The sequence below is a fragment of the Neisseria sp. P0019.S003 genome, from assembly GCF_051957115.1.
Lineage (GTDB): Bacteria > Pseudomonadota > Gammaproteobacteria > Burkholderiales > Neisseriaceae > Neisseria > Neisseria flavescens_D.
This window is the reverse complement of record NZ_JBQCWT010000007.1, coordinates 56,347-83,078: the sequence shown is the minus strand read 5'-3', so window position 1 is coordinate 83,078 and position 26,732 is coordinate 56,347. Positions and strand designations below refer to the sequence as shown.

Sequence of the window (26,732 nt, the reverse complement as noted above, 5' to 3'; positions counted from 1 at the left end):
GAACTACGTTGACGACCAAATCGTTCAAGGCCCGGCAACCGTTGATTTGGGCAATCAGGCCAAACTGAAACTGCCTGCAAAAATGGTCTTTGTGAAAAAAAATCGCGCCAACGCCATGATGAGGGAAGCAGGCAACGCCACAGATCCCAACCGCTACGGCCTGATTCTCCCCGAGTCGGAAAACGAGGACAGTGACACCAATTGGATAGTAGACCTGACCTTTACCGATTCCGGCTATATCAAAGACGATGATGCCAAAGAATGGGATGTTGAGGCCATGCTCGAGCAGCTGAAAGAAGGCACCGAGGAACAAAATAAAGAGCGTGCCTCCCGCAACCTGCCGGAATTGGAAACACGCGGCTGGGTAGAAAAACCGCAATATGATGCAAAGACCCATCGTCTGATTTGGTCGATTGACGTTCTGAATAAAAACGAACCCGATCCCAATCCTGCCATCAACTACAATACTTTCCAGCTGGGACGCGAAGGCTATATTGAATTGACTATGATCACCGATTTGAAAAGCATAGATCAATACAAACCTATTGTGCAAGAATTGTTGGGTAATATCGAATTCAATGAAGGCAAGCGCTACAGCGATTTCAATGCCGCAACCGACAAAGTGGCCGAATACGGACTGGCTGCCTTGGTTGGCGGTATCGCTGCAAAAAAACTGGGATTATTAGCTTTGGCCGGCGCATTACTGGCTAAATTCGGCAAACTGATTATTTTTGGTGCTGTTGCAGCAGGTGCATTGTTTAAAGGCCTATGGCGCAAAAAAGATAAAAACAAACCGAACGAAGAAGAATAAATAAATCCTGTTCAAAATAAAAAGGCCGTCTGAAACATTTCAGACGGCCTTTTAACATTCATGCCTTACGAACGGATCCGTTTCAACACTTCTTCTTTGCCGATTAATGCCAATACGGCATCGACGCTTGGGGTTTTTGCCGTACCGCAGACAGCGAGGCGCAAAGGCATACCGAGTTTGCCCATTTTGATGCCTTCTTCGTCGCAGAAAGGTTTGAAGAGGTCGTGGATGGCTTCGGCGTTCCAGTCTTCCAGCCCTTCGAGGCGTTCGGCAAAGCGCAGCATACGGGCGGCGGCTTCGTCGTCCCAGTGTTTCTGCACGTCAGCTTCGGCAGGGGTTTGTTTGACATAGAAGTAGAGGCACTCGTCGGCAAGCGTGTTCAGGTCTTGGGCGCGGTCTTTGACCAGTGCCAACACGTCTTCCAAAGCGGGCTTGCTTGTTTCGTGGATATCGCGCAGGGCGAGGCGCGGTTTCACCATTTCGGCCAGTTTCTCGTTGGCGGTGATTTTGATGTGTTCGCCGTTAATCCAGTAGAGTTTCTTCAAATCCATGCGGCTTGGAGACGGGGAAACATCTTTCAAATCAAACCATTCGATGAATTGCTCCATCGTAAAGAACTCGTCGTCGCCGTGCGCCCAGCCCAAGCGTGCCAGATAGTTGAGCATGGCTTCGGGCAGAATACCCATTGCGCCGAAATCGGTAATGGCAACGGTATCGCCGCTGCGTTTGGAGATTTTTTTGCCTTGTTCGTTAAGAATCATCGGCAGGTGGCCGTATTCGGGCAGGGTAGCGCCGATGGCTTTTAAGATGTTGATTTGTTTCGGCGTGTTGTTCACATGGTCGTCGCCGCGGATAACGTGGGTAACGCCCATATCGTAGTCGTCCACAACAACGCAGAAGTTGTAGGTCGGCGTGCCGTCGGCGCGGGCGATAATCAGGTCGTCGAGTGCTTCGTTGGGGATGGAGATTTCGCCTTTGACCAAGTCCGTCCATTTCGTAACGCCGTCCAAAGGCGTTTTGAAGCGGACGACGGGTTGAACGTCGGCAGGGATTTCTGGCAGGGTTTTGCCTTCTTCCGGACGCCAACGGCGATCGTACGTCGCCGTGCCTTCTTTTTCGGCTTTCTCGCGCATGGCTTCCAGCTCTTCTTTGCTGCAATAGCAGTAGTAGGCATGGCCTTTTTCTAAAAGTTCGGCAATGACTTCTTTATAGCGGTCGAAACGGCGGGTTTGGTACACGACGTTGTCGGCGTTGTCGTAGTTCAGGCCGACCCATTTCATGCCGTCGAGGATGATGTTGACGGATTCGGCAGTAGAGCGCGCCAAGTCGGTGTCTTCGATACGCAATAGGAACTCGCCTTTATAATGGCGGGCAAACGCCCATGAGAACAGGGCGGTGCGTACGCCGCCGATGTGCAGGTAGCCGGTTGGGCTGGGGGCGAAACGGGTTTTGACGGTCATGATGGCTCCAAAGTCTTTGAAAACAGGTATTTTACTTTTTCGGCAAGGTTTAAACAATGTAAGACCGTCTAAAAATAATGTCGGCGCAGAAGGACCATCTGGGAACTTTTCTCCTGAAAACAAAACTAATGATAATCATTTCTTTGAAAGTATCCGCTCATGAACAAACGCGCTTTATTTACCGCCCTCGCCCTCCTGCCCCTTTTTGCCCAAGCCGAAATCAAAACTATCAAAGACGTATTGGGACGTGAAGTCAAAGTCGATGTCCCTGTCAAACGCGCGGTTTTGGCGTTTTACTATCCCGACTATATCGCGGTAACGGGTGCGGACAAATTTAAAAACGTCATCGGCATTTCGCGTGAGTTTTGGGAGAAATTCAATCCCGGCAGCTGGGCGATGTTCAAACAGAAGCTGCCTACGCTGCAAAACATTGCGGATATCGGCAACATCAGCACCGGCACGTTTTCACTGGAGAAAACGCTCGCGCTCAAGCCGGACGTATTGATTCTGGCCGACTGGCAGTATAAGGCCATCGCCACCCATCTGCCGCGCATTAAAGCGGCAGGCATACCCGTCGTCGTGGTCGATTTCAACGCCGAAACCGTCGCGCGGCACACGCGCAGTGCGGAAATTTTCGGCGAACTCAACGGTACGCAGGCGCGCGCCCAAAAAATTGCCGCCGAATACGCCCGAGGCATTGCCGATATCCAAAAACGCGTCGCGCGCGCCAAGCAGTCCAAACCGAAAATCTATATCGAGTTCGGCGACAAGGGCCCGTCCGAATACAGCTACACCTTCGGCAAAGATATGTGGGGCGCGATTGCCGACACAGCAGGCGGCAACAATATCGCCGCGCCTTACGTTAAAAACTGGGGACCGATAAACCCTGAAAAATTCCTGACGGCCAAACCCGACGTCATCGTCATTTCGGGGACGGAAAACGGCCATAAAGACAAGCCTGGCATTATGGCGATGGGCATAGGCATCAGCCAGGCTGATGCGCAACGCCGCCTGGCCGGATTTGTCAAACGCAAAGGCTGGGCAGACATTCCTGCCGTCAAAAACAAACGCGTTTACGGCATCTACCACACCGCCTCCCGCTCGCTCACCGATTTGGCCAGCGCGCAATTTATCGCCAAAACCCTGTATCCGCAGCAGTTTGCCGACATAGACCCAAACAAGACCTATCTGGACTTCTACCGCAAATACCTGCCCGTCGTGCCGGACGGTACGTTTTACATCCGATTGAAATAGCGGCTGCAAAAATCATAGGCTCAGGCCGTCTGAAGATTCAGACGGCCTGAACATGTTATGTCGATAAAGATTTAATGAGTATAATTACTGTTCTTTCAACAAAATTACTGGGTACGTATGAACGGACAAAACCAAATCGACCGGCCTCAGGCTCCGGTCGTCAGCATCAGCGAATGGTTGGTTGGTAACCAGCTTGATTATGATGATTCCGCTGGTCAATCTGATCATGATGTTTGTGTGGGCATTCAGCTCAAACACCAATCCGAATAAAGCCAATTATTTCAAGGCTGCCTTGATTCTGTTTGCTATCGTAATGGCAATTTATCTGGTGCTGGCCGTAGTCTTTTTGGGCAGTATAGCTGCAAATCAATATCAATAAGTAAGAATACATTTAGGCCGTCTGAAACCTAAAAGGCTTCAGACGGCCTTTTGTATGGCTTGCCCAAGGCTCAACTGCTTATCCAATTCCAAACCGCATCGCTCCATTTGCCGATACGGTAGAGAAACAAAGAATAGCTCTCCTGCATCAGAAACTTGGCTTTCTTGCTGCGCTCATCAAAGCGCGTGGTCGGTGTGGCAGAGAACTGCGCGTCTGACAAGCCCAAATCGGCGGCCATTTCTTCGGCGCGAGCCAAATGATACGGGTCGCTGACAACGATAATGCTGCCGACTCCGTTGGCGTGCATGATGGGGACGACATTGCGCAGGTTTTCGTAAGTGTTGCGCGACGTGTTTTCAAACAGGATATTGTGCGCCGGTATGCCCTGCTTGAGCGCGTATCGGCGCCCCACTTCGGCTTCGGTCATAAATCCTTTTTTGGGCGTACCGCCGGTGAAAATGATTTTGCCGACCCGATGGCTTTGGTAGAGCGTGATGGCATGGTTGATGCGCTCACGGAATACCGGCGACGGGCGTTTGTCCCACGCCGCCGCACCCAACACCACCGCCGCATCGGCATGAGCGTCCTTCGGCAAGGTTTGCAAACCTGTCCGGTAAATCTGCCATGTGCCACTCAAAAAAATACCGCACACCAACAAAACGCTCAAAGCAAGGCCGCGAAATAGGTAGTATCGCAAGCCATTGCGGCTTTTAAGCAGGGAAATCATCTTCAGACGGCCTTATCCAACCCCGTCAGCCGAGTAGGGCGGCAATGTTTTCCAACGGACGGCCGATGGCTGCGCGCGTAGGCGTTACCAAAACGGGACGCTCAAGCAGGGCAGGGTGTTCGACGATTGCCTGAAGCAGGGCGGCATTGTCCAAATCGGGATTGTCCAAACCCAATTCTTTGTACAAGTCATCTTTCGTGCGCATCATGCCGCGCACCGATTCGATGCCGAGTTTGGCAAACATATCCTGCAAAGTCACCAAATCGGGGGAGGTATCCAGATATTTGACCACGTCGGCGGCAACGCCTTTTTCTTCGAGCAAAGCCAGCGCGGCACGCGATTTGCTGCAACGCGGGTTGTGATAAAGTGTGAATTCAGACGGCATGAAAGTCTCCGTATTATTGCAAAATCATTCAATGATGGCGGTTATTATCGTCTGCAACTGATTTTTACTCAAACTTTTTACCTGATATCTTGATACGAATCGGTAGGCATGCCCACCAAACCGTTTTACAATAAACATAATCTCGATTGGCAACCTCAAGGATACAACCATGAAAGCCTTAACCGCCCTTCTACTGTCCGCCACCGTTTTTACCGCTGCGCCGGCCTTTGCCGCCGATGAAACGGCAGGTTGGCAGGACAACAAACCGCAAAGCCTGGAATCGCTCAAAGCCCCCGTGCGCGTGGTCAACCTTTGGGCAACCTGGTGCGGCCCCTGCCGTAAAGAAATGCCCGCTATGTCCGCATGGTACAAAGCGCAGAAAAAAGGCAGCGTCGATATGGTCGGCATCGCGCTGGATACCACTGACAACATCGGCAAATTCCTGAAACAAACACCGGTCAGCTATCCGATTTGGCGTTACACCGGCGCCAACAGCCGCAACTTTATGAAAGCCCATGGCAACAACGTCGGCGTATTGCCCTTCACAGTCGTCGAAGCGCCGAAATGCGGCTACAAACAAACCATCACCGGCGAAGTCAACGAAAAAAGCCTGACCGCCGCCGTGAATTTGGCCAAAACCAAATGTAAATAAAACAGCGGATAGGGTGCTTAACCTACGCTGCTGATACCGAGGCCGTCTGAAACCCAATCGTTCAGACGGCCTTTTTTTCAAACCATATTGCTTTGTGTTGCAAACCGGCAGTGTATCCACAGGCAGAACCGGGGTTTCACTATCAAAAAGCAGCCGAAATATTTATAATCTGTGAATATCCCCATTTTTTCAGACGGCATGTTGCCCTACCGATGACGCCGGCCGTCTGAATCCCTATTTTCAGGAAAACCCATGATCCGTTTCGAACAAGTTTCCAAAACCTATCCCGGCGGTTTCGAAGCCCTGAAAAATGTCAGTTTCCAGATTAACAAAGGTGAGATGATTTTTATCGCCGGCCATTCGGGCTCGGGCAAATCCACCATTTTGAAGCTGATTTCAGGCATTACCAAGCCTACCAAAGGCAAGGTTTGGTTTAACAATCAAGACCTCGGCACCTTGAGCGACAATCAGATCGGCTTTATGCGCCAACATATCGGCATTGTCTTCCAAGACCACAAAATCCTCTACGACCGCAATGTCTTGCAAAACGTTATCCTGCCTTTGCGGATCAGCGGCTACCAGCCGCGCAAAGCGGAAGAGCGCGCGCGTATTGCGATTGAGAAAGTCGGCTTGAAAGGCCGCGAAAACGATATGCCCATCACTTTGTCCGGCGGCGAACAACAGCGTTTGTGCATCGCGCGCGCAGTGGTTCACCAACCCAGCCTGCTGATTGCCGACGAGCCGTCCGCCAGCCTCGACCGCGCCTATGCGCTGGATATTATGGAATTGTTCAAAACCTTCCATGAAGCAGGCACGACCGTGATTGTTGCGGCGCACGATGAAACGCTGATGGCGGATTACGGCCACCGTGTCTTGCGCCTGCAGAAAGGACGCCTCGCATGAGTATAATTCACTACATCTCGTTACACGTCGAATCGGCGCGCGCCGCGCTCAAAGAGCTTCTGCGCCAACCCATCGGCACGCTGCTGACACTGCTCATGCTTGCCGTTGCCATGACCTTGCCGCTGTTTATGTATTTGGGCATCCAAAGCGGGCAAAGCGTATTGGGCAAACTCAACGAGTCGCCGCAGATTACGGTTTATATGGACACCGATGCGGCAGGTTCTGATGCCGATACGGTGAAAAACCTGCTCCAACGCGACAGCCGTATCGATAAAGTCCGCTTTATCAGCAAGCAGGAAGGTTTGGAAGAATTGCAGACCAATCTCGACCAAAACCTCGTTTCCATGCTCGATGGCAACCCGTTGCCCGATGTCTTTATCGTTACGCCCGACCCTGCCACTTCTCCGGATCAGATGCAGGCCATCTATAAAGACATTACCAAACTGCCACGCGTCGAATCGGCAACCATGGATACGGAATGGGTACAAACCCTTTATCGTATTAACGAATTTATCCGCAAAATTTTGTGGTTCCTCTCGCTGACTTTGGGCATGGCCTTTGTCTTGGTGGCACACAACACCATCCGCCTGCAAATTCTCAGCCGCAAGGAAGAGCTGGAAATCACCAAGCTGTTGGGTGCGCCCGCTTCCTTCATCCGCCGTCCTTTCCTTTATCAGGCAATGTGGCAGAGTATTTTCTCCGCCGCCGTCAGCTTGGGCTTGTCGGCTTGGCTGCTGGCCGAGGTACGGCCGCTGGTGGACGCGATTTTCAAACCCTACGGTCTGAACATCGGCTGGCGTTTCTTCACATTTAGCGAAGTGTCGCTGGTATTCGGCTTCGTCATCGCGCTGGGCGTATTCGGCGCATGGCTGGCCACCACACAACACCTCTTAGGCTTCAAAGCCAAAAAATAAGCCTTGGCAAACAGGCCGTCTGAACCATTCAGACGGCCTGAAATCTTATCCTTTCGCAACTTAAACAAACCTTGTGAAAATTTAATACCGCCAAATCTAACAGCAAGGGCATAATCCCTTATAATTGATGGTTTATTACCCATCTCATTTCATTTGTGCGGCATAAGCCGTGCAGACAAATAACGAAAGACATCCTGTGGACAAACTCAAAATCTCTGCCAACGGCCCCCTCAACGGCGAAATCATCGTATCCGGCGCAAAAAACGCCGCCCTGCCGCTGATGTGTGCCGGTCTGCTGACTTCCGGCACTTTACGCTTGAAAAACGTACCCATGCTCGCCGACGTCAAAACCACCCAAAAACTGCTGCAAGGCATGGGCGCACGCGTTTTGACCGACAACATCTCCGAATTTGAAATCAACGGCGGCACCGTCAACAACACCTGCGCACCTTACGAGCTGGTAAAAACCATGCGCGCATCCATCTTGGTTTTGGGCCCGACCCTCGCCCGCTTCGGCGAAGCCCAAGTCAGCCTGCCCGGCGGTTGCGCCATCGGTTCGCGCCCGGTTGACCAACACCTCAAAGGCCTCGAAACCATGGGTGCGGAAATCACCATCGAACACGGTTACGTCAAAGCCAAAGGCCGTCTGAAAGGCACGCGCGTCACCATGGACGTCGTGACCGTAGGCGGTACTGAAAACCTGCTGATGGCGGCCACGCTCGCCGAAGGCACCACCATCCTCGAAAACTGCGCCATTGAGCCCGAAGTCGTCGATTTGGCCGAATGCCTCGTTAAAATGGGCGCAAAAATCAGCGGCATCGGTACAGCAACCATGACCATCGAAGGCGTAAAAGAGCTGCACGGCTGCGAACACAGCGTCGTTCCCGACCGTATCGAAGCCGGTACCTTCCTCTGCGCCGTCGCCATGACCGGCGGCAAAGTTGTCCTGCGCAATGCCGCACCGAAAACCATGGAAGTCGTGTTGGACAAACTGACCGAAGCCGGCGCCATCATCGAAGCAGGCGACAACTGGATTTCCATCGACATGCAGCAACGCCCCAAAGCCGTGGACATCCGCACCGTCGTCCACCCTGGCTTCCCAACCGACATGCAGGCGCAGTTTATGGCCATGAACGCCATTGCCGAAGGCAGCAGCCGCGTGGTGGAAACCATTTTTGAAAACCGCTTCATGCACGTTCCTGAACTCAACCGCATGGGCGCAGATATCACCACCGAAGGCAACACCGCCTACATCAAAGGAGTAGAAAAACTCTCCGGCGCCGTCGTGATGGCAACTGACCTGCGCGCCTCCGCCAGCCTCGTCATGGCAGGCTTGGTCGCAGAAGGCGAAACCATCGTCGAACGCATCTACCACCTCGACCGCGGCTATGAATACATCGAGAAAAAACTCGGTGGCGTAGGCGCAAAAATCGAACGCGTACGCGGTTAATCCCATACGCAGCCGATAAATAAAAGGCCGTCTGAAAACAAAATCTAGCAAACTCGCTATGCTTGTTTTCAGTCGGCCTATCTACTTGTGAAATAAAAAGCAGGTAACAAGATAAGGAATAGGATTTTCCGATTCGTAAACTGCTCAAAAACCTACCTTCCAATCTTTTCAAAATTCATCTGGTTTATATAAACAGCATTATTAAAGCAGTAAAAAAGCCGATAATTATTCACTACTAATCTTCCACATAATCAATATACATTATGAACGATTCATCACTCACGACAAAGAAATGGCTAACCCGTTATGGCCATAAACTATGTTTCTTTATTGCCATTTTCATTTGGATTTGTTCCTTATTTCAAAATGTATTTACTTTTGGAAAAGAAGGACAATATGAGGGATTTTTTGTTCTAATTATTGGAACAATATTTGGACCTGGTTTAGGCCACATTGGATATTTTGCTGTTTATGCAAATTATATTTGGTTCATTTTAATATTCATATCTCTTATCCGACTACAAGCAAAAAAATTTATCTTTACTTTGCATGGATTATTATGGGTTATGGCGCTACTTACATTTACCTTAAACGAAGTAATTGTGAATGAAGCAGGAGGACATGCAAAACCAACTTACGGATTAGGATTGTATTTATGGTTTACAGCATTTTTATTGACAACCATCGCAGAATTTCTAAAACAGCGTATTTATCAAAATTTGAAAGAAAATACAAAAGAATAAAGTAACAACAAATATTCCTGTATACTTTGAATCAAGATTCAAAGTCTTATTGTAGAAGGAACCCTTATGAAACCTTTTATCTTTCTATTCGGTCTCTGTGCCGCTTTATCATTAACTGCCTGCAACAAGGAGAAAAACATGTACGAGGAATACGGATTTAAAGAATCGGATTTCCCTACCTACAAACTGCCAAAAGGAGATGCTCCTCCAAAGGATGTCAAAATTAACCCAAACCGTAAAGAACATTATCAAGCTGTGGTTAAAATCAAAGATGCGCCTCTAGCTTTCCAGATTGTGACGGGAGATGAACTTTACCAATCGGAAAACTGCAAATATGTAACCAATCGTTGGGTAGGTGCGACAACGTGGCCTCAATACCGAAAAAAACTGGAGATGACTAAAATTGATAATAATACATATGCTACAGACTTTTATTCGGATACTCCTTTAGATGAAGATTACTATGGGGAAGGCGTATGTAAATGGCAGTTTTTAAGTGCTGCCATAGTAATGGAACCAACAGGAAAAGATAAGCGAGAAACAGCTTTGATTGTCCGTATTGATTCGGAAGATTTAAAAAAACTGACTGAGGAAAATCCTGAATTAAAAGTAACCAATCATTATGAAAAAAACCTTTATCCCATAGCAACCGAATTTCAAGGTAATGGTTCAATTGATAGCGGATATTCTGATAGAGGTATTGAAAGTTGGCATAAAAATGTGGCGGATTATAAACCGGATTCTCTTTTTACAGTTGAATTAACATTAAGAAAGGTTGAAAAATGAGAGCATTGAATAGTCAGGATTTTGCCCTGCTGTCTGATCACATTTATGGGAAGAAAGATGAAAACGGCGAAAAAAAACTGGTTTTTGATAACGAAAAAAATAAAGAAATAACTTTAAACGGTATTAAATATACTGTCGAGAAAATCAGTAACAATCCCCAAAACGGTTATTTTGGTGCCATTTACCGCCGCCTAGACACGAACGAATTAGTAGTCGTTCACCGTGGTACGGAGTTTGAAACCCGCCAAGATCGCGAAGCCGATATGCGTATGGTTAAAGACCATACTAATCCACAATACAACGATGCTAGAGCATTAACTGAAGTGGCGAATGCAATGGCAAAACATAACGGGGCAAAAATCTACCAAACCGGTCACTCCTTAGGAGGAGCACTTGCCCAGTTATGTGGCAATCGCTATGGTCAACGCACTGAAACTTTTAATGCCTTTGGCGCAGCAGGCTTGAAAGAAGCCCTTCCAATCAACCCATTAGCGGACAGATTAATCATTAATCACCGTATGGGTGGAGACTATGTCTCATCTGCAAGCAATCATTTAGGCAGAAGTATTTTGTATACTACAAAAAACGAGGTAGATAATCTGCGCAAAGGTGGTTTTGCCACACAAGATACTTCGGATGACAACTTTTTGGCTAACAAGTGGAATCTTTACTCATCTCATGCTATAAACAATTTTACCTCTGAAAAGGGATTATCTGTTTTATCTCCACATTCTCCAGCTCATCAACTGGCTGAAGAAAATATGGCTATGCTGAGCAGATTTAATAATCTAGTAAAAGAAAAAATTCGTCAATCACCACAAGCATTTGAAAAATATATTAACTGGGCTGACAAGTTTATTGCAGAAAATCAACAACAGTATTTAAATCCCTATGAACAACAGAATCGTTCTCAATACGCCTTTTTAGATCCACAAATAAATGCTAGCAAACTACAAAACATTTCGCCTGAAACCCAAAAGCTCTTCAATACTGCAATGGTGCACCTAACGACGTATCATAAGACAAACAACCTGTCTATTGATGAGGAAAAGCTGCAAAATTCCGCGATGGCACTTACCTCCTTGGCTCTGTCAAAAAATATCACTGATCTTACTTTATTTAGTGTAAAAAACGACCAGTATCTAATCGGGAACCGAAATCCTACATTAAATCTTGCTTCTATGGATATAGGACTATCTGCATCTATTCCCGTGGAAAAGAGCTTTAATCAAATCCAGCAAACGGCACAACTCTCTGAATATGAAGAGCAACAAAAACAATTAGCGCAATCTCAATCGCGTGGAATGAGTATCGGGTAACAATCTTTCTGCTAAATCTCAAAAGGCCGTCTGAAACACCGGCAATCGGGTTTCAGACGGCCTTTGCGTATTGTTTTGCGGTATAATTCCCGACATCTTTATCCATTGTTTTTAAAAGCACAAACCATGACACGCAAAATCCTTGTCACTTCCGCGCTGCCGTATGCCAACGGCAGCATCCACCTCGGCCACATGGTCGAACACATCCAAACCGACGTTTGGGTACGTTTCCAAAAACTGCGCGGCCACGAGTGCTACTACTGCTGCGCCGACGACACCCACGGCACGCCCGTGATGCTTGCCGCTCAAAAACAAGGCATTGCGCCTGAAGACATGATTGCCAAAGTACGCGAAGATCACCTCGCCGACTTTACCGGTTTCAACATCGGCTACGACAATTATTACAGCACCCATTCCCCTGAAAACAAACAGTTTTCCCAAGACATTTACCGCGCACTGAAAGCCAACGGCAAAATCGAAAGCCGCGTTATCGAGCAGCTTTTCGACCCTGAAAAACAAATGTTCCTGCCCGACCGCTTCGTCAAAGGCGAATGCCCCAAATGCCACGCCCAAGACCAATACGGCGACAACTGCGAAGTCTGCGGCACGACCTATTCCCCGACCGAACTGATTAACCCGTATTCCGCCGTTTCCGGTGCAAAACCCGAATTGCGCGAATCCGAACACTTCTTCTTCAAACTGGGCGAATGCGCCGACTTCCTCAAAGCATGGACTTCCGGCAACAATCCGCACGACGGCAAACCCCATCTGCAACCCGAAGCCCTCAACAAAATGAAAGAATGGCTGGGCGAAGGCGAAGAAACCACCCTGTCCGACTGGGACATTTCCCGCGACGCGCCGTATTTCGGTTTTGAAATCCCCGATGCGCCGGGCAAATACTTCTACGTCTGGCTGGACGCGCCCGTCGGCTACATGGCGTCGTTTAAAAACCTGTGCGACCGCATCGGCATCGATTTTGACGAATACTTCAAAGCCGACAGCCAAACCGAGATGTATCACTTCATCGGCAAAGACATCCTCTATTTCCACGCCCTGTTCTGGCCCGCCATGTTGCATTTCTCCGGCCACCGCGCCCCAACCGGCGTGTACGCACACGGCTTTTTAACCGTCGACGGACAAAAAATGTCCAAATCGCGCGGCACGTTTATCACGGCCAAATCCTATCTGGAACAAGGCCTGAACCCTGAGTGGATGCGCTACTACATCGCTGCCAAACTCAACAGCAAAATTGAAGACATCGATTTGAACCTGCAAGACTTTATTTCGCGCGTCAACAGCGACCTCGTCGGCAAATACGTCAACATTGCCGCCCGTGCTTCAGGTTTCATCGCCAAACGCTTTGAAGGCCGTCTGAAAGACGTTGCCGACAGCGAATTGCTGGCAAAACTCGCTGCACAAAGCGAAGCCATTGCCGAATGCTACGAAAGCCGCGAATATGCCAAAGCCCTGCGCGACATCATGGCCTTGGCAGACATTGTCAATGAATACGTTGATGCCAACAAACCGTGGGAACTCGCCAAACAAGAAGGCCAAGACAAACGCCTGCACGAAGTATGCAGCGAACTCATCAACGCCTTTACCATGTTGACCGCCTACCTTGCCCCCGTATTGCCGAAAGTGGCCGAAAACGCCGCCAAATTCCTGAATTTGGAAGCCATCACTTGGGCAAACACACGCGAAACTTTGGGCGTACACACCATCAACAAATACGAACATTTAATGCAACGAGTGGAGCAAAAACAAGTGGACGATTTAATCGAAGCCAATAAACAAAGCATCGCCGCCGCAGTCGCGCCTGCCGCCGAAGAAAGTAAATACGAAAAAGTCGCCGAACAGGCCAGCTTCGACGACTTTATAAAAATCGACATGCGTGTCGCCAAAGTATTGAACTGCGAAGCCGTCGAAGGCAGCACCAAACTCTTAAAATTCGACCTCGATTTCGGTTTTGAAAAACGCATCATCTTCTCCGGTATCGCCGCGTCTTATCCCAACCCCGCCGAATTGAACGGCCGCATGGTCATCGCCGTCGCCAACTTCGCCCCGCGCAAAATGGCAAAATTCGGCGTATCCGAAGGCATGATCCTCTCCGCCGCCACGGCAGAGGGCAAACTGAAGCTCCTCGATGTCGACGCAGGCGCACAGCCTGGGGATAAAGTGGGCTAAGTGTCAAATCTTAAGGAGAAACCATGTTAAACCTTTCCGCACCGGTACTTAAAGAAATTGAGTTGCTTCATGATGCAGGCTTATCGGTTGGCGCTATTGTTACAGTGTTGCGTCTGAAGTTTCCGGTAGAACTCCATGATCGGGAGGACAAACAAATTGAAGAAGCCGTGCTTCTCATGATCAATCCGCCGCAAAAAGCACCTTCTCTTTCCCGCTAAGGTAAGCGATACCGGTTGAAAGGTAAATTTGGTTATACTTCAACAAAAGGCCGTCTGAAATTTTCAGACGGCCTTTTTATTTATCCAAACACTTATTTCCGTTAAAACTTTATCTCAACAGTTCATCGGTAACGCGTTGCAGAAACTCGATACGCTCGGGTTTGGCTTCGCCTGATTCGGCAGCGGCTTTGACGGCGCAGCCGGGTTCGGCGCGGTGGGTGCAGTTATGGAAACGGCACTGGCCGATGAGGTGGTGCAGGTCGGGAAAGTATTGCAATAAATCGGCAGCTTGGAGATGGTGCAAGCCGAATTCTTGCAGGCCGGGGGAATCGATGAGTCGGGTTTCTGCGTTTAAATCGTACAGTTGGGCGTGGGTGGTGGTGTGTTTGCCGGAGTCGAGCGCGGTGGAAATGTCGCCGGTTCGGGCGGCTTGGTTGCCGAGTAGGGCGTTGGTCAGGGTGGACTTGCCCATGCCGCTTTGTCCGAGCAGGATGTTGGTTTGCCCTTCTAAAATGGGACGCAGGATGTCGGCGTTTTCCAATGCGTTAGTTTCGACCACCGAATAGCCGAGGGTTTCGTAGAATTTGAGTTTCTCGCGCCATTGGGCGGTTTCGGGGAGGTCGGCTTTGTTGAGGACGATAACGGCGTCGATGCCGGCCGCTTCTGCCGCGAGGAGGGCGCGTTGCAACAGGGCTTCGCTAGGTGAGGGGCTGGCGGCGGTTACGATGAGGAGTTGGGTAACGTTGGCGGCAATCAGTTTGGTTTTCCACGCGTCTTGGCGGTAGAGCAGGCTTTCGCGCGGGAGGTAGTCTTCAATCACGACTTGTTCGCCGTTAATGGGGCTGATGCGGACTTGGTCGCCGCAGGCGAAATCGACGCGTTTTTTGCGGGTGGTGGCGTCATATGTTTGGCCCTCGTGGGTGCGGACAATATAGCGGCGGCCATAGCTGGTAATGATTTGGGCGGTATCGGTCATGATGGGGTTTATTGTTTGGAATGGTGTGATTGTACCGAAAGTCGGCTATGGCCGTCTGAAAACTTGTTTGCACCTTTTAACTTTCTTTGGCTTGGTTTTTTGGTGTTTCTGCCCTATATTTGCAATGTATTTGTTTTCAGGAGATTTTTTTATGGATTTCAGTCAGTTGCTCAATCAGGTTTTGGGTGCGGCTCAAAAAGGCGGCAAAGCGGTGGCGGACAGCCCACTCAATTCTTTCGGCGGCGGCGCGCTGACGGGTGCTTTGGCATCGATGCTGTTGAAAAAGAAAAATACGAAGAAGCTGGTCAAGGCCGGCTCGGTCGCTGCTTTGGGTTTTCTGGCTTATAAAGGCTATCAAAACTGGAAGCAAAACCGCCAGCAGGACGAATTGCCGCAAAGTGCGTTCCAACCTGCCGGTCTGATTGGCGAAAACCACAGCCGTGTGATTTTGCAAACGATGATTGCAGCGGCGGCTTCAGACGGCCTGATTGACGATGCGGAACGCGCGGCGATTGAGCGTGAAAGCGACAGCGATGCGGAAACTGCGGCATGGTTGCAGGCGGAATATGCGCAACCGGCCTCCATCGAGCAAATTGCCGCTTCAGTCGGCAGCGACGAGGCTTTGGCAGCCGAAACTTATCTGGCGGCCCGATTGGTCTGCGCGGACTTGTCGCGCAAGGAAATTGTGTTCCTGAGCCGTTTGTCCCAAGCTTTGAATTTGGACGACCAACTGGTCGAAAGCTTGGAAAAACAGCTCGAATTGGCTTGAGCTTGATTTAAAAGGCCGTCTGAAACCTGATTTCAGACGGCCTTTCGACTTAATTTCAGAGTAAAATAACCCTTTCGACATATTAAAGGCTGTCTGAACATGAATAAACTTTTTTCCACATTCAAAACGTTTTTAGCCGCTTCGTCCGTCTTGGTATTGGCCGCCTGTCCGAGCGGCAACGCGCCGCAATCCAAACCTTCTACGCAGGGTCAAAATACGGTTTCGCGTCCTGCACCCAAACCGAAAGCCACGGTTGCGCTGGCTTTGGGCGGCGGCGCGTCCAAAGGTTTTGCCCATATCGGGATTATTAAGGTTTTGAAAGAAAACAATATTCCGGTCAAAATCGTTACCGGCACATCCGCAGGCTCGATTGTCGGCAGTATGTACGCTTCGGGAATGTCGCCCGACCGCCTCGAATTGGAAGCGGAAATTTTAGGTAAAACCGATTTGGTGGATTTGACCTTGTCCACCAGCGGCTTCATCAAAGGCGAAAAACTGCAAAACTACATCAACCGCAAAGTCGGCAACCGTCCGATGCAGCAGTTCCCCATCAAATTTGCCGCCGTTGCGACCGATTTTGAAAGCGGCAAACCAGTGGTGTTCAACGTAGGCAATGCCGGACAGGCTGTCCGCGCTTCTGCATCGATTCCGAACGTGTTTCAACCTGTCGTTATCGGCAGCCGCAAATATGTAGACGGCGGCCTGTCGCAGCCCGTACCGGTCAGCGCGGCGAAAAAACTGGGCGCAAACTTCATCATTGCCGTCGATATTTCCGCCCGTCCGGCCAAAAACGTCAGCCAAGGCATGTTCTCCTATCTTGACCAAACCTTCAACGTAATGAGTCAAACCGCCTTACACCAAGAATTGGGCCAAGCCAATGTGGTCATCAAACCGCAGGTTTTGGAGCTGGGTTCGGTTGGCGGCTTCGACCAAAAACAACGCGCCATCCAATTGGGCGAACAGGCCGCACGCGCCGCCCTGCCTGAAATCAAACGCAAACTGGCAGCATATCAGTATTAATCATCCGCCGTTTGAACAGGCCGTCTGAAAGTATGTTTTTCAGACGGCCTTTCTTGTGCAAATCTGCTAAAATCACGCGTTTCCTACAAATTATAAAATCCTAAAAAAATGAATATCTTTTACGAAGAGTCCGGCCAATTCAAAGTTGCCTTCATCGTCCAAAAAAACGACGCCACCTACCAAGTCGATACCCAACACGGCAAACGCACCAAAGTGAAGGCAAACAATGTCTTTGCCGAATTTGACGGCGATATGGCAGCATTTTTGGAGAACGCGCAGGCGCAGGCGGCGGACATCGACACCGATTTATTGTGGGAAGTATGCGGCGAAGAGGAGTTTACCGCCGAAGCCATCGCCGAAGAATATTACGGCCACGCGCCGACCAAAACCGAGCTGGCGGCGACTTTGATTGCGCTTTACGCCGCGCCGATGTATTTCTACAAAAAAGCCAAAGGCGTGTTCAAAGCCGCGCCCGAAGAAACCTTAAAACAAGCGCTTGCCGCCATCGAACGCAAAAAACAGCAAGACGCGCAAATCGACGCTTGGGCGGAAGCCTTGAAACGCGGCGAGATGCCGTCTGAAATCGCGGCGGATTTGAAAACCATCCTGCACGCGCCCGACAAGCAGTCGCTGACCTACAAAGCCTTTACCAAAGCTGCCGATGCATTGAAAACCTCCGCCTACGAACTGGCGAAAAAAACGGGCGGCATTACGTCCATTCCGCAATACCTGCAAGACGGGTTTGAAATCAAATACTTCCCCAAAAGAACAGGCTTCCCCGATCTTCCGCTTCCTGAAATGCCCGACTTGCCCAAGGCTGACGTTACCGCCTTTTCCATTGACGACGAATCGACCACCGAAGTGGACGATGCCTTGAGCCTGACCGACTTGGGCAATGGCATGAAACGCGTCGGTATCCACATCGCCGCGCCGTCGCTTGCCATTAAGCAAGGCGACAAAATGGAAAAAAACATCATGGAACGCTTGAGCACGGTTTATTTCCCCGGCGGCAAAATCACCATGCTGCCCGAAAACTGGATTGCCGCGTTCAGCCTTGATGCAGGCGCATACCGCCCTTCCATCAGCATTTATTTCGATGTGGACAACGAGTTCAACGTCGGCGCGTCAACCTGCAAAATCGAAGCAGTCAACATCGCTGAAAACCTGCGCATTCAGACCATCGAGCCGCATTTCAACGCCGAAACCGGCTTGGACGAAGCCGGCGAAATGATGTTCGCCCACCATCAAGACCTGATTTGGTTCTATCAATTCGCCATCGCCCTGCAAAAAGCGCGCGGCAAATACGAACCCGACCGTGCGCCGCAATACGATTACAGTATCGAATTGGATGAGGAAGGCAACGTATCCGTCGTCCGCCGCGAACGCGGTTCGCCCATCGATACGCTGGTCAGCGAGATGATGATTCTTGCCAACAGCACTTGGGCGCAAATGCTGGACGAAAACGAGCTGCCCGGCCTTTTCCGCGTCCAACCGGCAGGCAAAGTACGCATGAGTACCAAATCCGAGCCGCACATCGGCATGGGTGTGCAGCATTACGGCTGGTTTACCTCGCCGCTGCGCCGCGCCGCCGACTACATCAACCAAAAGCAGCTGATCAGCCTGATCGACGACACGGCCGAGCCGCTGTATCAAAACAGCGATGCCGAGCTTTTCGCCGCACTGCGCGACTTTGATGCCGCCTATACAGCCTATGCCGACTTCCAACGCCAAATGGAAGCCTACTGGAGCCTCGTCTATCTGCAACAGCAAGGCACGAGCGAGCTGACGGCCACCATCCTCAAAGAAGACCTCGTCCGCATTGAAGGTCTGCCGCTGGTAACGCGCGCGACCGGTATTCCGTTTGACGCGCTGCCCAAATCGCAGGCATTGTTCAAAATCACTGAATTGGATGCCGAGAAGCAGTTTATCGCGCTCAACTATCAAAAAGCCGTTTTACCGGGCTGATAACGTTATTTAGTTTGAAAAAAGGCCGTCTGAACAAAGAAACAGAAATCTTTGATTTCGTTTTCACCCCTGTTCAGACGGCCTTAATCATCTAAAAATGCTACAATTCCCCTTTTCTGCCCATCATTTCAAACCATGAAAAAAAACGCCCCCCAATCCTTTGAAGAAGCCTTATCCCGCCTCGAAACCCTGACCCAAGCCATGCAAAGCAGCGAAATGCCGCTGGAAGATGCTTTGGCCGCCTATCAGGAAGGCAACGAATTGGTCAGATACTGCCAAACCAAATTGGCGGAAGTCGAGCAGAAACTGCAAGTCTTGGATGCCGGCGAACTGAAGGAGTTGAACCTTGAACCCGGCGAATGAACTCAAAACATGGCAGCAAAAAGCCCAAGCGCAAACCGAATTGCTGCTGGCGCATTTCTTGCCATCTGAAAGCCAAGTGCCGCACACGCTGCACGAAGCCATGCGTTACGTTACCCTCGGCGGCGGCAAACGGCTGCGCCCGCTCTTGGTGCTTGCCGCATCCGAATTGGGTGAAGCAAACCAAAATGCCGTCGAGCAGGCCATGGCGGCCATCGAAATGGTGCACGTCTATTCGCTGGTTCACGACGATATGCCGGCGATGGACAACGACAGCCTGCGCCGCGGCAAACCGACCTGCCATGTGCAATACGATGAAGCAACCGCCCTTTTGGTCGGCGATGCGCTGCAAACCCAAGCCTTTGATGTACTGAGCCGTCCGACAGGCCTGCCTGCCGAACGCCAGCTTGCCATGTTGTCCACGCTGGCCCAGGCGTCCGGCAGCCTCGGCATGGCGGGCGGACAAGCCATCGACCTTGCCAATGTCGGCAAAGCCATGAATCAGGCTGAATTGGAACAGATGCACAGCCTCAAAACCGGCGCACTCATCCGCGCGGCCGTGGCTTTAGGCGCACTTTCCTGCCCAGACTTAACACCGGCGCAAATCCAAACCTTAGACCGCTACGCCGCCAAATTGGGCCTGGCTTTCCAAGTGATCGACGATGTATTGGACTGCGAAGCCGATACCGCCACCTTGGGCAAAACCGCCGGCAAAGACTCGGACAACGACAAACCGACCTACGTCAAACTGATGGGCCTGTACGCCGCGCGCACTTACGCAGAAACGCTGATTGCAGAAGCCGTTGCACTGATCGAGCCATTCGGCGACAAATCCTTGCGTCTGCGCCAACTGGCCGAGTTTGTTACCTCACGGAAAAACTAAACGCAAATAAATAAAGGCCGTCTGAAACCTGATTTTAGGTTTCAGACGGCCTTTTTAACAACCTGTTTGGCTTGTATCACCCGAATACGGAGTCTTTCAAAATACGGCTCAGAAATCCCCCGCAAACTGCGTTTACAAACCTCAACCTGTCTGTTTAATCCAATAGGGCATCCACGAATGCTCTGGCATTAAACGGACGCAAATCGTCGATACCTTCGCCTACGCCGATGTAGCGGACAGGAACAGGGCGGTCGGAGGCAAGGGCGGCAAGGATGCCGCCTTTGGCCGTACCGTCGAGCTTGGTCACAATAAGGCCGGTCAGACCCAGAGCTTCGTCAAAGGCTTTTACTTGATTGACGGCGTTTTGACCGATGTTCGCATCCAAAACAACGATGATTTCATGTGGCGCATCAGGCATGGCTTTTTGCAGCACGCGTTTCACTTTTTTGATTTCTTCCATCAAATGAAGCTGCGTTGGCAGGCGTCCGGCGGTGTCGGCAAGCACGATGTCAATCCCGCGCGCTTTCGCAGCTTGGACGGCATCGAAGCAAACTGCTGCGGAATCGCCTGTGGTTTGCGAAATCACAGTCACATTATTGCGCTCGCCCCAAGCTTGAAGCTGCTCACGCGCGGCGGCACGGAAAGTATCGCCTGCCGCCAGCAGCACAGATTTACCCTGAGATTGGAAGTATTTGGCCAATTTGCCGATAGACGTGGTTTTGCCTGCGCCGTTGATACCGGCAAGCATAATCACGAAAGGCTCCTTGGTTTCCGGCAAGACCAAAGGTTTTTCCAAAGGCTTAATCAAGTCGTACAGCGCATCTTTCAGCGCGCCGCGCAATTCGTTGCCGTCTTTGAGGCCTTTGAGGCTGACACGGTCGCGCACGTCTTTCATCAAGTATTCGGTGGCTTCCATGCCCATATCGCTGGTAATCAGCACGGTTTCCAGCTCTTCGTACAAATCCTCGTCGATTTGTCCGCCGCCGAACACGCCTGCCAACGATTTTGCCATTTTGTCGCGCGATTTGGTCAAGCCTTGTTTCAAACGCGCAGCCCAACTGAGCTTTTGTTCTTCTACCGGAGCAGGGGCTTCAGCCGGTGTTTCCACAACGGCTTCTTGAACTTGCTCGACAGCTTCGCTAACTGCCTCAACAGCTTCTTCTTTTACCGCTTCGGCCTGTTCTGCTGCTTTCTCAGCAGCTTCAGCCACTTCAGACGGCATCTCGGAAACAGTTTCTTGAACCTGTTCAACAGCCTCGCTGACGGTTTCAACAGCTGCTTCTTTAACTGCTTCAGCCTGTTCCGCTACTTCCTCAGCGGCCTCAGCCACTTCAGACGGCATCTCGGAAACGGTTTTTTGAACCTGTTCAACAGCCTCGCTGACGGTTTCAACGGCCGCTTCTTTTGCCACTTCAACGTGTTCTTCTACTTTTTCGACTGTTTCAGACGGCGTTTCGGTCAAAGCTTCCCGTACCTGCTCGACGGTTTCACTGACGGTTTCACTGACAGTTTCAACAGCCGATTCAACAACTGATTCAACATGCCCTTTGACGCTTTCTGCTAAAGATTCGGCATCTTCTTTAATATTTTCAACTACTTGAGCAACTTCAGATTCTACTTTTGCTGCGGTTTCCTGAACTTGAGCCTCCTCGGGAGCCGGAGTTTCCTGTTTTTTCTTGCGACGGAAGAAGCTGAACATTAAATTTTCCTTTTAATTTTAGAAACTTGAAATAGGGAGTATTGTAGCGTATTTTACGTGGCAAGGTCGTCTGAAAATCAAGGTTGTCAGGTTTTGGCATTTCTAACGTCTAATAAGATAAACCATCCATACAGGAAACATAGAGATGAATCCCCGCACATTATTTTCACTTTGCACCAAGCTCGGCTGCCTGCTTGCGCTTGGCGCCTGCTCATCCAAAATGATGGATACCGAAGCCGCAACCGTACCGCAGGCATTGTCCTCATTAAAAACCCCTGACAACCGCCCTGCCAGTGTTTTCCTAAAAAAAGACAAACCCATCCTAATTAAATTTTGGGCAAGTTGGTGTCCTTTGTGTTTGTCCGAATTGGGACAAACCGAAAAATGGGCGCAAGATGCAAAATTTGGTTCCGCCAACCTGATTACCGTTGCCTCGCCTGGTTTTCTGCACGAGAAAAAAGACGGCGACTTTCAAAAATGGTATTCCGGTTTGAACTATCCTAAGCTGCCCGTCGTGACCGACAACGGCGGCACCATCGCCCAAAGCCTGAATATCGGCGTTTACCCTTCATGGGCATTAATCGGCAAGGACGGCGACGTGCAGCGCATCGTCAAAGGCAGTATCAATGAAGCGCAGGCATTGGCATTAATTCGCGACCCGAATGCCGATATAGGCCGTCTGAAAAACTCGTTCTACAAACCCGACACACAGAAAAAGGATTCAGCAATCATGAATACGCGCACCATCTACCTCGCCGGCGGCTGCTTCTGGGGCTTGGAAGCCTATTTCCAACGCATAGACGGCGTGATTGACGCAGTATCCGGCTACGCCAACGGCAAAACGGAAAACCCAAGCTATGAAGACGTTTCCTACCGCGATACGGGCCATGCCGAAACCGTCAAAGTCACCTACGATGCCGACAAACTCAGCCTCGACGACATCCTGCAATATTTCTTCCGCGTCGTTGACCCGACCAGCCTCAATAAACAAGGCAACGACATCGGCACACAATATCGCAGCGGCGTGTACTACACCGACCCTGCCGAAAAAGCCGTCATCGCCGCAGCCCTCAAACGCGAGCAGCAAAAATACCAACAGCCCCTCGTCGTTGAAAACGAGCCGTTGCAAAACTTCTACAACGCTGAGGAATACCATCAGGACTATCTAATTAAAAACCCCAACGGCTACTGCCACATCGACATCCGTAAAGCCGACGAACCGCTGCCGGGCAAAACCAAAGCCGTCCAGCAAGGCAAAGGCTTCGACGCAGCAACGTATAAAAAACCCGGCGCTGCCGAACTCAAACGCCTCCTGACCGAAGAGCAATACCAAGTTACCCAAAACAGCGCGACCGAATACGCCTTCAGCCACGAATACGACCACTTATTCAAACCCGGCATTTATGTGGACGTCGTCAGCGGCGAACCCCTGTTTTCTTCCGCCGACAAATTCGATTCAGGCTGCGGCTGGCCGAGCTTCACCCGCCCGATTAATGCCGCCGCCGTTACCGAACACGACGATTTCAGCTACAACATGCGCCGCACCGAAGTGCGCAGCCATGCCGCCGACTCACACTTGGGACACGTCTTCGCCGACGGTCCGAAAGACAAAGGCGGCCTGCGCTATTGCATCAACGGCGCAAGTTTGAAATTCATTCCTTTGGAAGAAATGGACTCTGCCGGCTACGGCGCATTGAAAGACAAAGTGAAATAACGGATTGAATCGAAAAAGGCCGTCTGAAAAAGATTTCAGACGGCCTTTTTAATTTGTCGAATGTAGAAAGCTGGTTCTTATCTATCAAAAAATCTCAATAACTAAGAACGTGCGCCCTACAAAAACCTTTTAAATTCGTTTTGCCAACTCTTCGGCTTTACCCACATACAACGCAGGGGTCAGCTCAAGCAATTTGGCTTTGGCTTCTGCCGGAATTTCCAACGACTCGATAAAGAGTTTCAACACTTCAGGCGTAATGCCGTCTTTACCGCGTGTCAGGTCTTTCAGCTTCTCATAAGGATTGGCCACGCCGTAACGACGCATTACGGTTTGAATCGGCTCGGCCAGCAGCTCCCAAGTAGCGTCCAAATCGGCAGCAAGGGCGGCAGGATTCGGTTCAAGCTTATTCAGACCGCGCAGATGGGCGGCAAAGCCCAATACGGTATAGCCCACGCCTACGCCCATATTACGCAATACGGTGCTGTCGGTCAGGTCGCGCTGCCAACGGGAAATCGGCAGTTTTTCGGACAAAAAGCCCAATACGGCATTGGCCATACCGAGGTTGCCTTCGGAATTTTCAAAGTCGATCGGATTAACTTTATGCGGCATAGTGGAAGAGCCGACTTCGCCTGCTTTGACTTTTTGTTTGAAGTAACCCAAAGAAATATAGCCCCAAACATCGCGGTTGAAGTCGATCAGAATCGTGTTGACACGGCTGATGGCTTGGAAGAATTCCGCCATATAGTCATGCGGCTCGATTTGAATGGTGTAGGGGTTGAAGGTCAGGCCGAGGCTGATTTCAACGAAGTTGCGGCAATGGGTTTCCCAATCCACATCGGGATAAGCGACCATATGGGCATTGTAGTTGCCGACTGCGCCATTGATTTTGCCGAGGAACTCTTGCGCTTGCAGGTTTTTAAACTGACGTTGTAGGCGGTACACGACATTGGCGATTTCTTTACCCAGTGTGCTTGGTGTAGCAGGCTGGCCATGCGTGCGGCTCATCATAGGGACAGCAGCCAACTCATGCGCCATGCCGGTCAGTTTTTCGATGATTTCGGCCAGTTTCGGCAGCAAAACAGCCTCACGTGCTTCTTGCAGCATTAAAGCGTGGGACAGGTTGTTGATGTCTTCGCTGGTGCAGGCAAAGTGAATGAACTCGCTGGCAGCAGCCACTTCAGGCACGCCGGAGAAGCGTTCTTTAAGCCAATATTCGATGGCTTTGACGTCGTGATTGGTGGTCGCCTCAATGGCTTTGACAGCGGCGGCATCTTCAAGCGAGAAGTTTTCGATCACTTTGTCGATTTCGGCAAGCGTAAAATCGCTGAAAGCAGGAACTTCTACAATCTTAGGCTCGGCGGCAAGGGCTTTGAGCCAGTTTAATTCAACTTTGACACGCGCACGCATCAGGCCGTATTCGGAGAAAATCGGACGCAATGCTTCAACGGATTTGGCGTAGCGGCCATCTAATGGGGAAAGTGCAGCGATAGGGTTAATCATGTCGGATCTTCCTATGGGATAAAAACCAAATTGTTTGCAATTATACATGATTTTACACTCCAAGGCCGTCTGAAAGACAGGTTTCAGACGGCCTTTTAGGCGTATTTTTCATAAAATTCTTTTCAGAGGTTCAACTTTGCAAAATCGATTTACGATATATGCCATCTTCACGGATAATATCGGCTGACTTTCTGTAAATAATGAGGTTTTATGAATATCAAACGTTTTTCCCTAGCTGCCACCGTATTTGCGGCTTTGATGTTGAGTGCCTGTGAAACAACCACCACATCGAGCGGCGGCAGCAGCTGGACCAATATCGGCACCATATCTGAAGGTAATATCAAAGTGGCCATTGATAGAAGCAGCATTAAAAGAAATGGCGCACTGGTTACTTTCCGCGATAAAAAAACCGTTTCCAAACTGAAAGAGGAACGTTTCGTCAACACACCGGCCTATAAAACAGCCATCGGCAACTGGGAAATTCATTGCTCAAACAAAACCTATCGTCTGGCAGCGCTGCAACTGATGGACGAACATGGTCGGGTAATCTCCAACCAAAGCTATACGCCAACCAGCATCCGCCCAATGAGTGTCATGAGCGGCACGATTACTGAAAAACAATACGAAACTGTGTGCGGACATAAGCTTTAATCCACACTTATTCACAAAGTTATCCACAGTTTAAATATTTAAAAGGCCGTCTGAATGCTTTGAATATCAAGTTTCAGACGGCCTTTTTATGTTTTGATGGAAATTTATCTTCAAATTTATCCACAAAATTTGTTTATTCAAAAATAATTTATTACAGCGATTCATTTACGCTCAAAGTTTGCTTCATTCTTTGCAAGAGCATTTCACAAAATACTGCTTTATACTCTATTTACTGACTTACTATCTGCTTAATCTATCTGTATTTACAGACTGCTATGCATCAAACTGAATCTGCACTCAATGCTTTTCACACAGGTATTCCAATCTTTTGGAAAAAATTTGCTTCTCCAAATAAATACCTTTCCTTTGATGATACAGCCCATCTTTAACGCAGCCTTACCCCTGTTTCTCCGTCAATAATCTGGCTAGGCGTTTTCTGCTTACCTATCAATCCGCCTACAACCCAGACTTTTCTGCCAAACTGTCTTCTGACTTCCCTTTCCGTTTTGCACGCCCGCTTTCCTGCACGATTGCATGAAGTAGAGACTAAAGGCATTTCCAAAACCTGACACAAACTCCTTGCACCTGCGTGCGCAGGAACCCTGACAGCCAATTTACTGCGTCCTTTTCCCCGCAATGAGGGCAATACTTTTTTTCCAATCGGCAATAAAAAAGTCTTCGGAGCCGGCCATGCTTCATGCAGCATGGTTTGGATATTTTCAGACGGCCTTTGCAGCAAAGGTTGCAACTGTTCCAAGCTATGGCCAATGACAATCATGCCTTTGTGTTGCGGTCGTTTTTTCAGATGAATCAGCTGATTGAGCGCTTTGGGCAAAGTAGGGACACAGCCCAAGCCATAGCAAGACTCGGTGGGATAGGCGACCAAACCGCCTTTTTTAAGATGCGCCTGCAGCCTGCGTTGGGCTGCAGCCGATAAAATTCTGGGGAACATCATCATAATACCAAGGCCGTCTGAAACTGAGATTGTCGGACAATCTGTGTTCAGACGG

The 26,732-nt window shown here is 50.0% G+C and carries 26 protein-coding genes; 19 read left to right on the top strand and 7 right to left on the bottom strand.

What is annotated here, in order from left to right; all coding sequences use genetic code 11:
* Window positions 1-811: DUF2167 domain-containing protein (locus ACTHTS_RS10180; protein ID WP_440369961.1), on the top strand; the 811-nt coding region annotated here is incomplete at its 5' end.
* A gap of 65 nt (window positions 812-876) precedes the next feature.
* On the opposite strand, the gene gltX is transcribed toward ACTHTS_RS10180, so the two are convergent.
* Window positions 877-2,271, bottom strand: a complete 1,395-nt coding sequence (gltX, locus tag ACTHTS_RS10175) for a glutamate--tRNA ligase (protein WP_440369960.1) — start codon at window positions 2,269-2,271, stop codon at window positions 877-879.
* Between the two features lie 159 nt (window positions 2,272-2,430).
* Here gltX and ACTHTS_RS10170 point away from each other — a divergent pair, with 159 nt between their 5' ends.
* Window positions 2,431-3,525 (top strand): ABC transporter substrate-binding protein, encoded by a 1,095-nt coding sequence (locus ACTHTS_RS10170; RefSeq protein WP_049344933.1) that lies wholly within the window; start codon window positions 2,431-2,433, stop codon window positions 3,523-3,525.
* Between the two features lie 117 nt (window positions 3,526-3,642).
* Window positions 3,643-3,795, top strand: coding sequence for a hypothetical protein (locus ACTHTS_RS10165; protein WP_234394603.1), 153 nt, complete (start codon window positions 3,643-3,645; stop codon window positions 3,793-3,795).
* A 179-nt stretch (window positions 3,796-3,974) separates the two neighbouring features.
* Here ACTHTS_RS10165 and ACTHTS_RS10160 read toward each other — a convergent pair whose 3' ends face one another.
* Window positions 3,975-4,631, bottom strand: coding sequence for a YdcF family protein (locus ACTHTS_RS10160; protein ID WP_049349227.1), 657 nt, complete (start codon window positions 4,629-4,631; stop codon window positions 3,975-3,977).
* A 25-nt stretch (window positions 4,632-4,656) separates the two neighbouring features.
* A complete protein-coding gene (arsC, locus tag ACTHTS_RS10155; RefSeq protein ID WP_440369959.1) occupies window positions 4,657-5,016 on the bottom strand; it encodes an arsenate reductase (glutaredoxin) in 360 nt (119 codons plus the stop codon).
* 169 nt (window positions 5,017-5,185) lie between these two features.
* Here arsC and ACTHTS_RS10150 point away from each other — a divergent pair, with 169 nt between their 5' ends.
* From ACTHTS_RS10150 to ACTHTS_RS10110, 9 genes are all read left to right on the top strand, one after another.
* Window positions 5,186-5,668, top strand: coding sequence for a TlpA disulfide reductase family protein (locus ACTHTS_RS10150; protein ID WP_049349226.1), 483 nt, complete (start codon window positions 5,186-5,188; stop codon window positions 5,666-5,668).
* A 252-nt stretch (window positions 5,669-5,920) separates the two neighbouring features.
* A complete protein-coding gene (gene ftsE, locus ACTHTS_RS10145) occupies window positions 5,921-6,571 on the top strand; it encodes a cell division ATP-binding protein FtsE (protein WP_003681151.1) in 651 nt (216 codons plus the stop codon).
* The gene (ftsX, locus tag ACTHTS_RS10140; RefSeq protein WP_128582426.1) at window positions 6,568-7,485 is read left to right on the top strand and encodes a permease-like cell division protein FtsX; all 918 of its coding nucleotides are present in this window, start codon (window positions 6,568-6,570) and stop codon (window positions 7,483-7,485) included. The genes ftsE and ftsX overlap by 4 nt, the downstream gene beginning before the upstream one ends.
* Window positions 7,486-7,681: 196 nt before the next feature.
* Window positions 7,682-8,935, top strand: coding sequence for a UDP-N-acetylglucosamine 1-carboxyvinyltransferase (gene murA, locus ACTHTS_RS10135; RefSeq protein WP_283122042.1), 1,254 nt, complete (start codon window positions 7,682-7,684; stop codon window positions 8,933-8,935).
* Between the two features lie 263 nt (window positions 8,936-9,198).
* Window positions 9,199-9,678 carry a protein-(glutamine-N5) methyltransferase gene (locus ACTHTS_RS10130; protein WP_440369958.1) on the top strand — a complete coding sequence of 160 codons (480 nt, stop codon included), beginning with the start codon at window positions 9,199-9,201 and terminating at the stop codon, window positions 9,676-9,678.
* Between the two features lie 66 nt (window positions 9,679-9,744).
* Entirely contained in the window at window positions 9,745-10,464 is a 720-nt protein-coding gene (locus ACTHTS_RS10125) for a hypothetical protein (protein WP_440369957.1), read from the top strand.
* Complete coding sequence (locus ACTHTS_RS10120; RefSeq protein WP_440369956.1) at window positions 10,461-11,783, top strand: Mbeg1-like protein; 1,323 nt, start codon at window positions 10,461-10,463, stop codon at window positions 11,781-11,783. The genes ACTHTS_RS10125 and ACTHTS_RS10120 overlap by 4 nt, the downstream gene beginning before the upstream one ends.
* 126 nt (window positions 11,784-11,909) lie before the next feature.
* The gene (gene metG / locus ACTHTS_RS10115) at window positions 11,910-13,967 is read left to right on the top strand and encodes a methionine--tRNA ligase (protein ID WP_440369955.1); all 2,058 of its coding nucleotides are present in this window, start codon (window positions 11,910-11,912) and stop codon (window positions 13,965-13,967) included.
* Between the two features lie 23 nt (window positions 13,968-13,990).
* Window positions 13,991-14,185 carry a virulence regulator gene (locus tag ACTHTS_RS10110; RefSeq protein WP_440369954.1) on the top strand — a complete coding sequence of 65 codons (195 nt, stop codon included), beginning with the start codon at window positions 13,991-13,993 and terminating at the stop codon, window positions 14,183-14,185.
* Between the two features lie 109 nt (window positions 14,186-14,294).
* Here ACTHTS_RS10110 and rsgA read toward each other — a convergent pair whose 3' ends face one another.
* Window positions 14,295-15,161 (bottom strand): ribosome small subunit-dependent GTPase A, encoded by an 867-nt coding sequence (gene rsgA, locus ACTHTS_RS10105; RefSeq protein ID WP_440369953.1) that lies wholly within the window; start codon window positions 15,159-15,161, stop codon window positions 14,295-14,297.
* Between the two features lie 151 nt (window positions 15,162-15,312).
* On the opposite strand from rsgA, the gene ACTHTS_RS10100 reads away from it, so the two are divergent.
* The 5 genes from ACTHTS_RS10100 to ACTHTS_RS10080 all read left to right on the top strand — a co-directional run bounded on the left by ACTHTS_RS10100 (window position 15,313) and on the right by ACTHTS_RS10080 (window position 20,158).
* Window positions 15,313-15,930 carry a tellurite resistance TerB family protein gene (locus ACTHTS_RS10100; RefSeq protein ID WP_440369952.1) on the top strand — a complete coding sequence of 206 codons (618 nt, stop codon included), beginning with the start codon at window positions 15,313-15,315 and terminating at the stop codon, window positions 15,928-15,930.
* Between the two features lie 99 nt (window positions 15,931-16,029).
* Complete coding sequence (locus ACTHTS_RS10095) at window positions 16,030-16,950, top strand: patatin-like phospholipase family protein (RefSeq protein WP_440369951.1); 921 nt, start codon at window positions 16,030-16,032, stop codon at window positions 16,948-16,950.
* 108 nt (window positions 16,951-17,058) lie between these two features.
* Window positions 17,059-18,915 (top strand): ribonuclease catalytic domain-containing protein, encoded by a 1,857-nt coding sequence (locus ACTHTS_RS10090; RefSeq protein ID WP_440369950.1) that lies wholly within the window; start codon window positions 17,059-17,061, stop codon window positions 18,913-18,915.
* A gap of 135 nt (window positions 18,916-19,050) precedes the next feature.
* Entirely contained in the window at window positions 19,051-19,278 is a 228-nt protein-coding gene (locus tag ACTHTS_RS10085; protein WP_003681131.1) for an exodeoxyribonuclease VII small subunit, read from the top strand.
* Complete coding sequence (locus ACTHTS_RS10080; RefSeq protein ID WP_440369949.1) at window positions 19,262-20,158, top strand: polyprenyl synthetase family protein; 897 nt, start codon at window positions 19,262-19,264, stop codon at window positions 20,156-20,158. Before ACTHTS_RS10085 ends, ACTHTS_RS10080 begins: the two co-directional genes overlap by 17 nt.
* A gap of 154 nt (window positions 20,159-20,312) precedes the next feature.
* On the opposite strand, the gene ftsY is transcribed toward ACTHTS_RS10080, so the two are convergent.
* Window positions 20,313-21,857 (bottom strand): signal recognition particle-docking protein FtsY, encoded by a 1,545-nt coding sequence (gene ftsY, locus ACTHTS_RS10075; RefSeq protein WP_440369948.1) that lies wholly within the window; start codon window positions 21,855-21,857, stop codon window positions 20,313-20,315.
* Between the two features lie 145 nt (window positions 21,858-22,002).
* Between ftsY and msrAB the strand changes: the two genes are divergently transcribed.
* Window positions 22,003-23,571 carry a bifunctional peptide-methionine (S)-S-oxide reductase MsrA/peptide-methionine (R)-S-oxide reductase MsrB gene (msrAB, locus tag ACTHTS_RS10070; protein WP_440369947.1) on the top strand — a complete coding sequence of 523 codons (1,569 nt, stop codon included), beginning with the start codon at window positions 22,003-22,005 and terminating at the stop codon, window positions 23,569-23,571.
* A 129-nt stretch (window positions 23,572-23,700) separates the two neighbouring features.
* On the opposite strand, the gene purB is transcribed toward msrAB, so the two are convergent.
* Complete coding sequence (purB, locus tag ACTHTS_RS10065; protein WP_049329319.1) at window positions 23,701-25,071, bottom strand: adenylosuccinate lyase; 1,371 nt, start codon at window positions 25,069-25,071, stop codon at window positions 23,701-23,703.
* Between the two features lie 210 nt (window positions 25,072-25,281).
* Between purB and ACTHTS_RS10060 the strand changes: the two genes are divergently transcribed.
* Window positions 25,282-25,722 carry a surface-adhesin E family protein gene (locus tag ACTHTS_RS10060; protein ID WP_070606532.1) on the top strand — a complete coding sequence of 147 codons (441 nt, stop codon included), beginning with the start codon at window positions 25,282-25,284 and terminating at the stop codon, window positions 25,720-25,722.
* A gap of 385 nt (window positions 25,723-26,107) precedes the next feature.
* On the opposite strand, the gene ACTHTS_RS10055 is transcribed toward ACTHTS_RS10060, so the two are convergent.
* Window positions 26,108-26,677 (bottom strand): L-threonylcarbamoyladenylate synthase, encoded by a 570-nt coding sequence (locus ACTHTS_RS10055; RefSeq protein WP_440369963.1) that lies wholly within the window; start codon window positions 26,675-26,677, stop codon window positions 26,108-26,110.
* Window positions 26,678-26,732: the final 55 nt, after the last annotated feature.

Excerpts from the sequence above, each read along its gene's own strand:
- gltX (WP_440369960.1), bottom strand. The coding sequence starts at position 2,271 with ATGACCGTCAAAACCCGTTTCGCCCCCAGCCCAACCGGCTACCTGCAC.
- ACTHTS_RS10170 (WP_049344933.1), top strand. The coding sequence starts at position 2,431 with ATGAACAAACGCGCTTTATTTACCGCCCTCGCCCTCCTGCCCCTTTTT.
- ACTHTS_RS10165 (WP_234394603.1), top strand. The coding sequence starts at position 3,643 with ATGAACGGACAAAACCAAATCGACCGGCCTCAGGCTCCGGTCGTCAGC.
- ACTHTS_RS10160 (WP_049349227.1), bottom strand. The coding sequence starts at position 4,631 with ATGATTTCCCTGCTTAAAAGCCGCAATGGCTTGCGATACTACCTATTT.
- arsC (WP_440369959.1), bottom strand. The coding sequence starts at position 5,016 with ATGCCGTCTGAATTCACACTTTATCACAACCCGCGTTGCAGCAAATCG.
- ACTHTS_RS10150 (WP_049349226.1), top strand. The coding sequence starts at position 5,186 with ATGAAAGCCTTAACCGCCCTTCTACTGTCCGCCACCGTTTTTACCGCT.
- ftsE (WP_003681151.1), top strand. The coding sequence starts at position 5,921 with ATGATCCGTTTCGAACAAGTTTCCAAAACCTATCCCGGCGGTTTCGAA.
- ftsX (WP_128582426.1), top strand. The coding sequence starts at position 6,568 with ATGAGTATAATTCACTACATCTCGTTACACGTCGAATCGGCGCGCGCC.
- ACTHTS_RS10130 (WP_440369958.1), top strand. The coding sequence starts at position 9,199 with ATGAACGATTCATCACTCACGACAAAGAAATGGCTAACCCGTTATGGC.
- ACTHTS_RS10125 (WP_440369957.1), top strand. The coding sequence starts at position 9,745 with ATGAAACCTTTTATCTTTCTATTCGGTCTCTGTGCCGCTTTATCATTA.
- ACTHTS_RS10120 (WP_440369956.1), top strand. The coding sequence starts at position 10,461 with ATGAGAGCATTGAATAGTCAGGATTTTGCCCTGCTGTCTGATCACATT.
- metG (WP_440369955.1), top strand. The coding sequence starts at position 11,910 with ATGACACGCAAAATCCTTGTCACTTCCGCGCTGCCGTATGCCAACGGC.
- ACTHTS_RS10110 (WP_440369954.1), top strand. The coding sequence starts at position 13,991 with ATGTTAAACCTTTCCGCACCGGTACTTAAAGAAATTGAGTTGCTTCAT.
- rsgA (WP_440369953.1), bottom strand. The coding sequence starts at position 15,161 with ATGACCGATACCGCCCAAATCATTACCAGCTATGGCCGCCGCTATATT.
- ACTHTS_RS10100 (WP_440369952.1), top strand. The coding sequence starts at position 15,313 with ATGGATTTCAGTCAGTTGCTCAATCAGGTTTTGGGTGCGGCTCAAAAA.
- ACTHTS_RS10095 (WP_440369951.1), top strand. The coding sequence starts at position 16,030 with ATGAATAAACTTTTTTCCACATTCAAAACGTTTTTAGCCGCTTCGTCC.
- ACTHTS_RS10090 (WP_440369950.1), top strand. The coding sequence starts at position 17,059 with ATGAATATCTTTTACGAAGAGTCCGGCCAATTCAAAGTTGCCTTCATC.
- ACTHTS_RS10085 (WP_003681131.1), top strand. The coding sequence starts at position 19,051 with ATGAAAAAAAACGCCCCCCAATCCTTTGAAGAAGCCTTATCCCGCCTC.
- ftsY (WP_440369948.1), bottom strand. The coding sequence starts at position 21,857 with ATGTTCAGCTTCTTCCGTCGCAAGAAAAAACAGGAAACTCCGGCTCCC.
- msrAB (WP_440369947.1), top strand. The coding sequence starts at position 22,003 with ATGAATCCCCGCACATTATTTTCACTTTGCACCAAGCTCGGCTGCCTG.
- purB (WP_049329319.1), bottom strand. The coding sequence starts at position 25,071 with ATGATTAACCCTATCGCTGCACTTTCCCCATTAGATGGCCGCTACGCC.
- ACTHTS_RS10060 (WP_070606532.1), top strand. The coding sequence starts at position 25,282 with ATGAATATCAAACGTTTTTCCCTAGCTGCCACCGTATTTGCGGCTTTG.
- ACTHTS_RS10055 (WP_440369963.1), bottom strand. The coding sequence starts at position 26,677 with ATGATGTTCCCCAGAATTTTATCGGCTGCAGCCCAACGCAGGCTGCAG.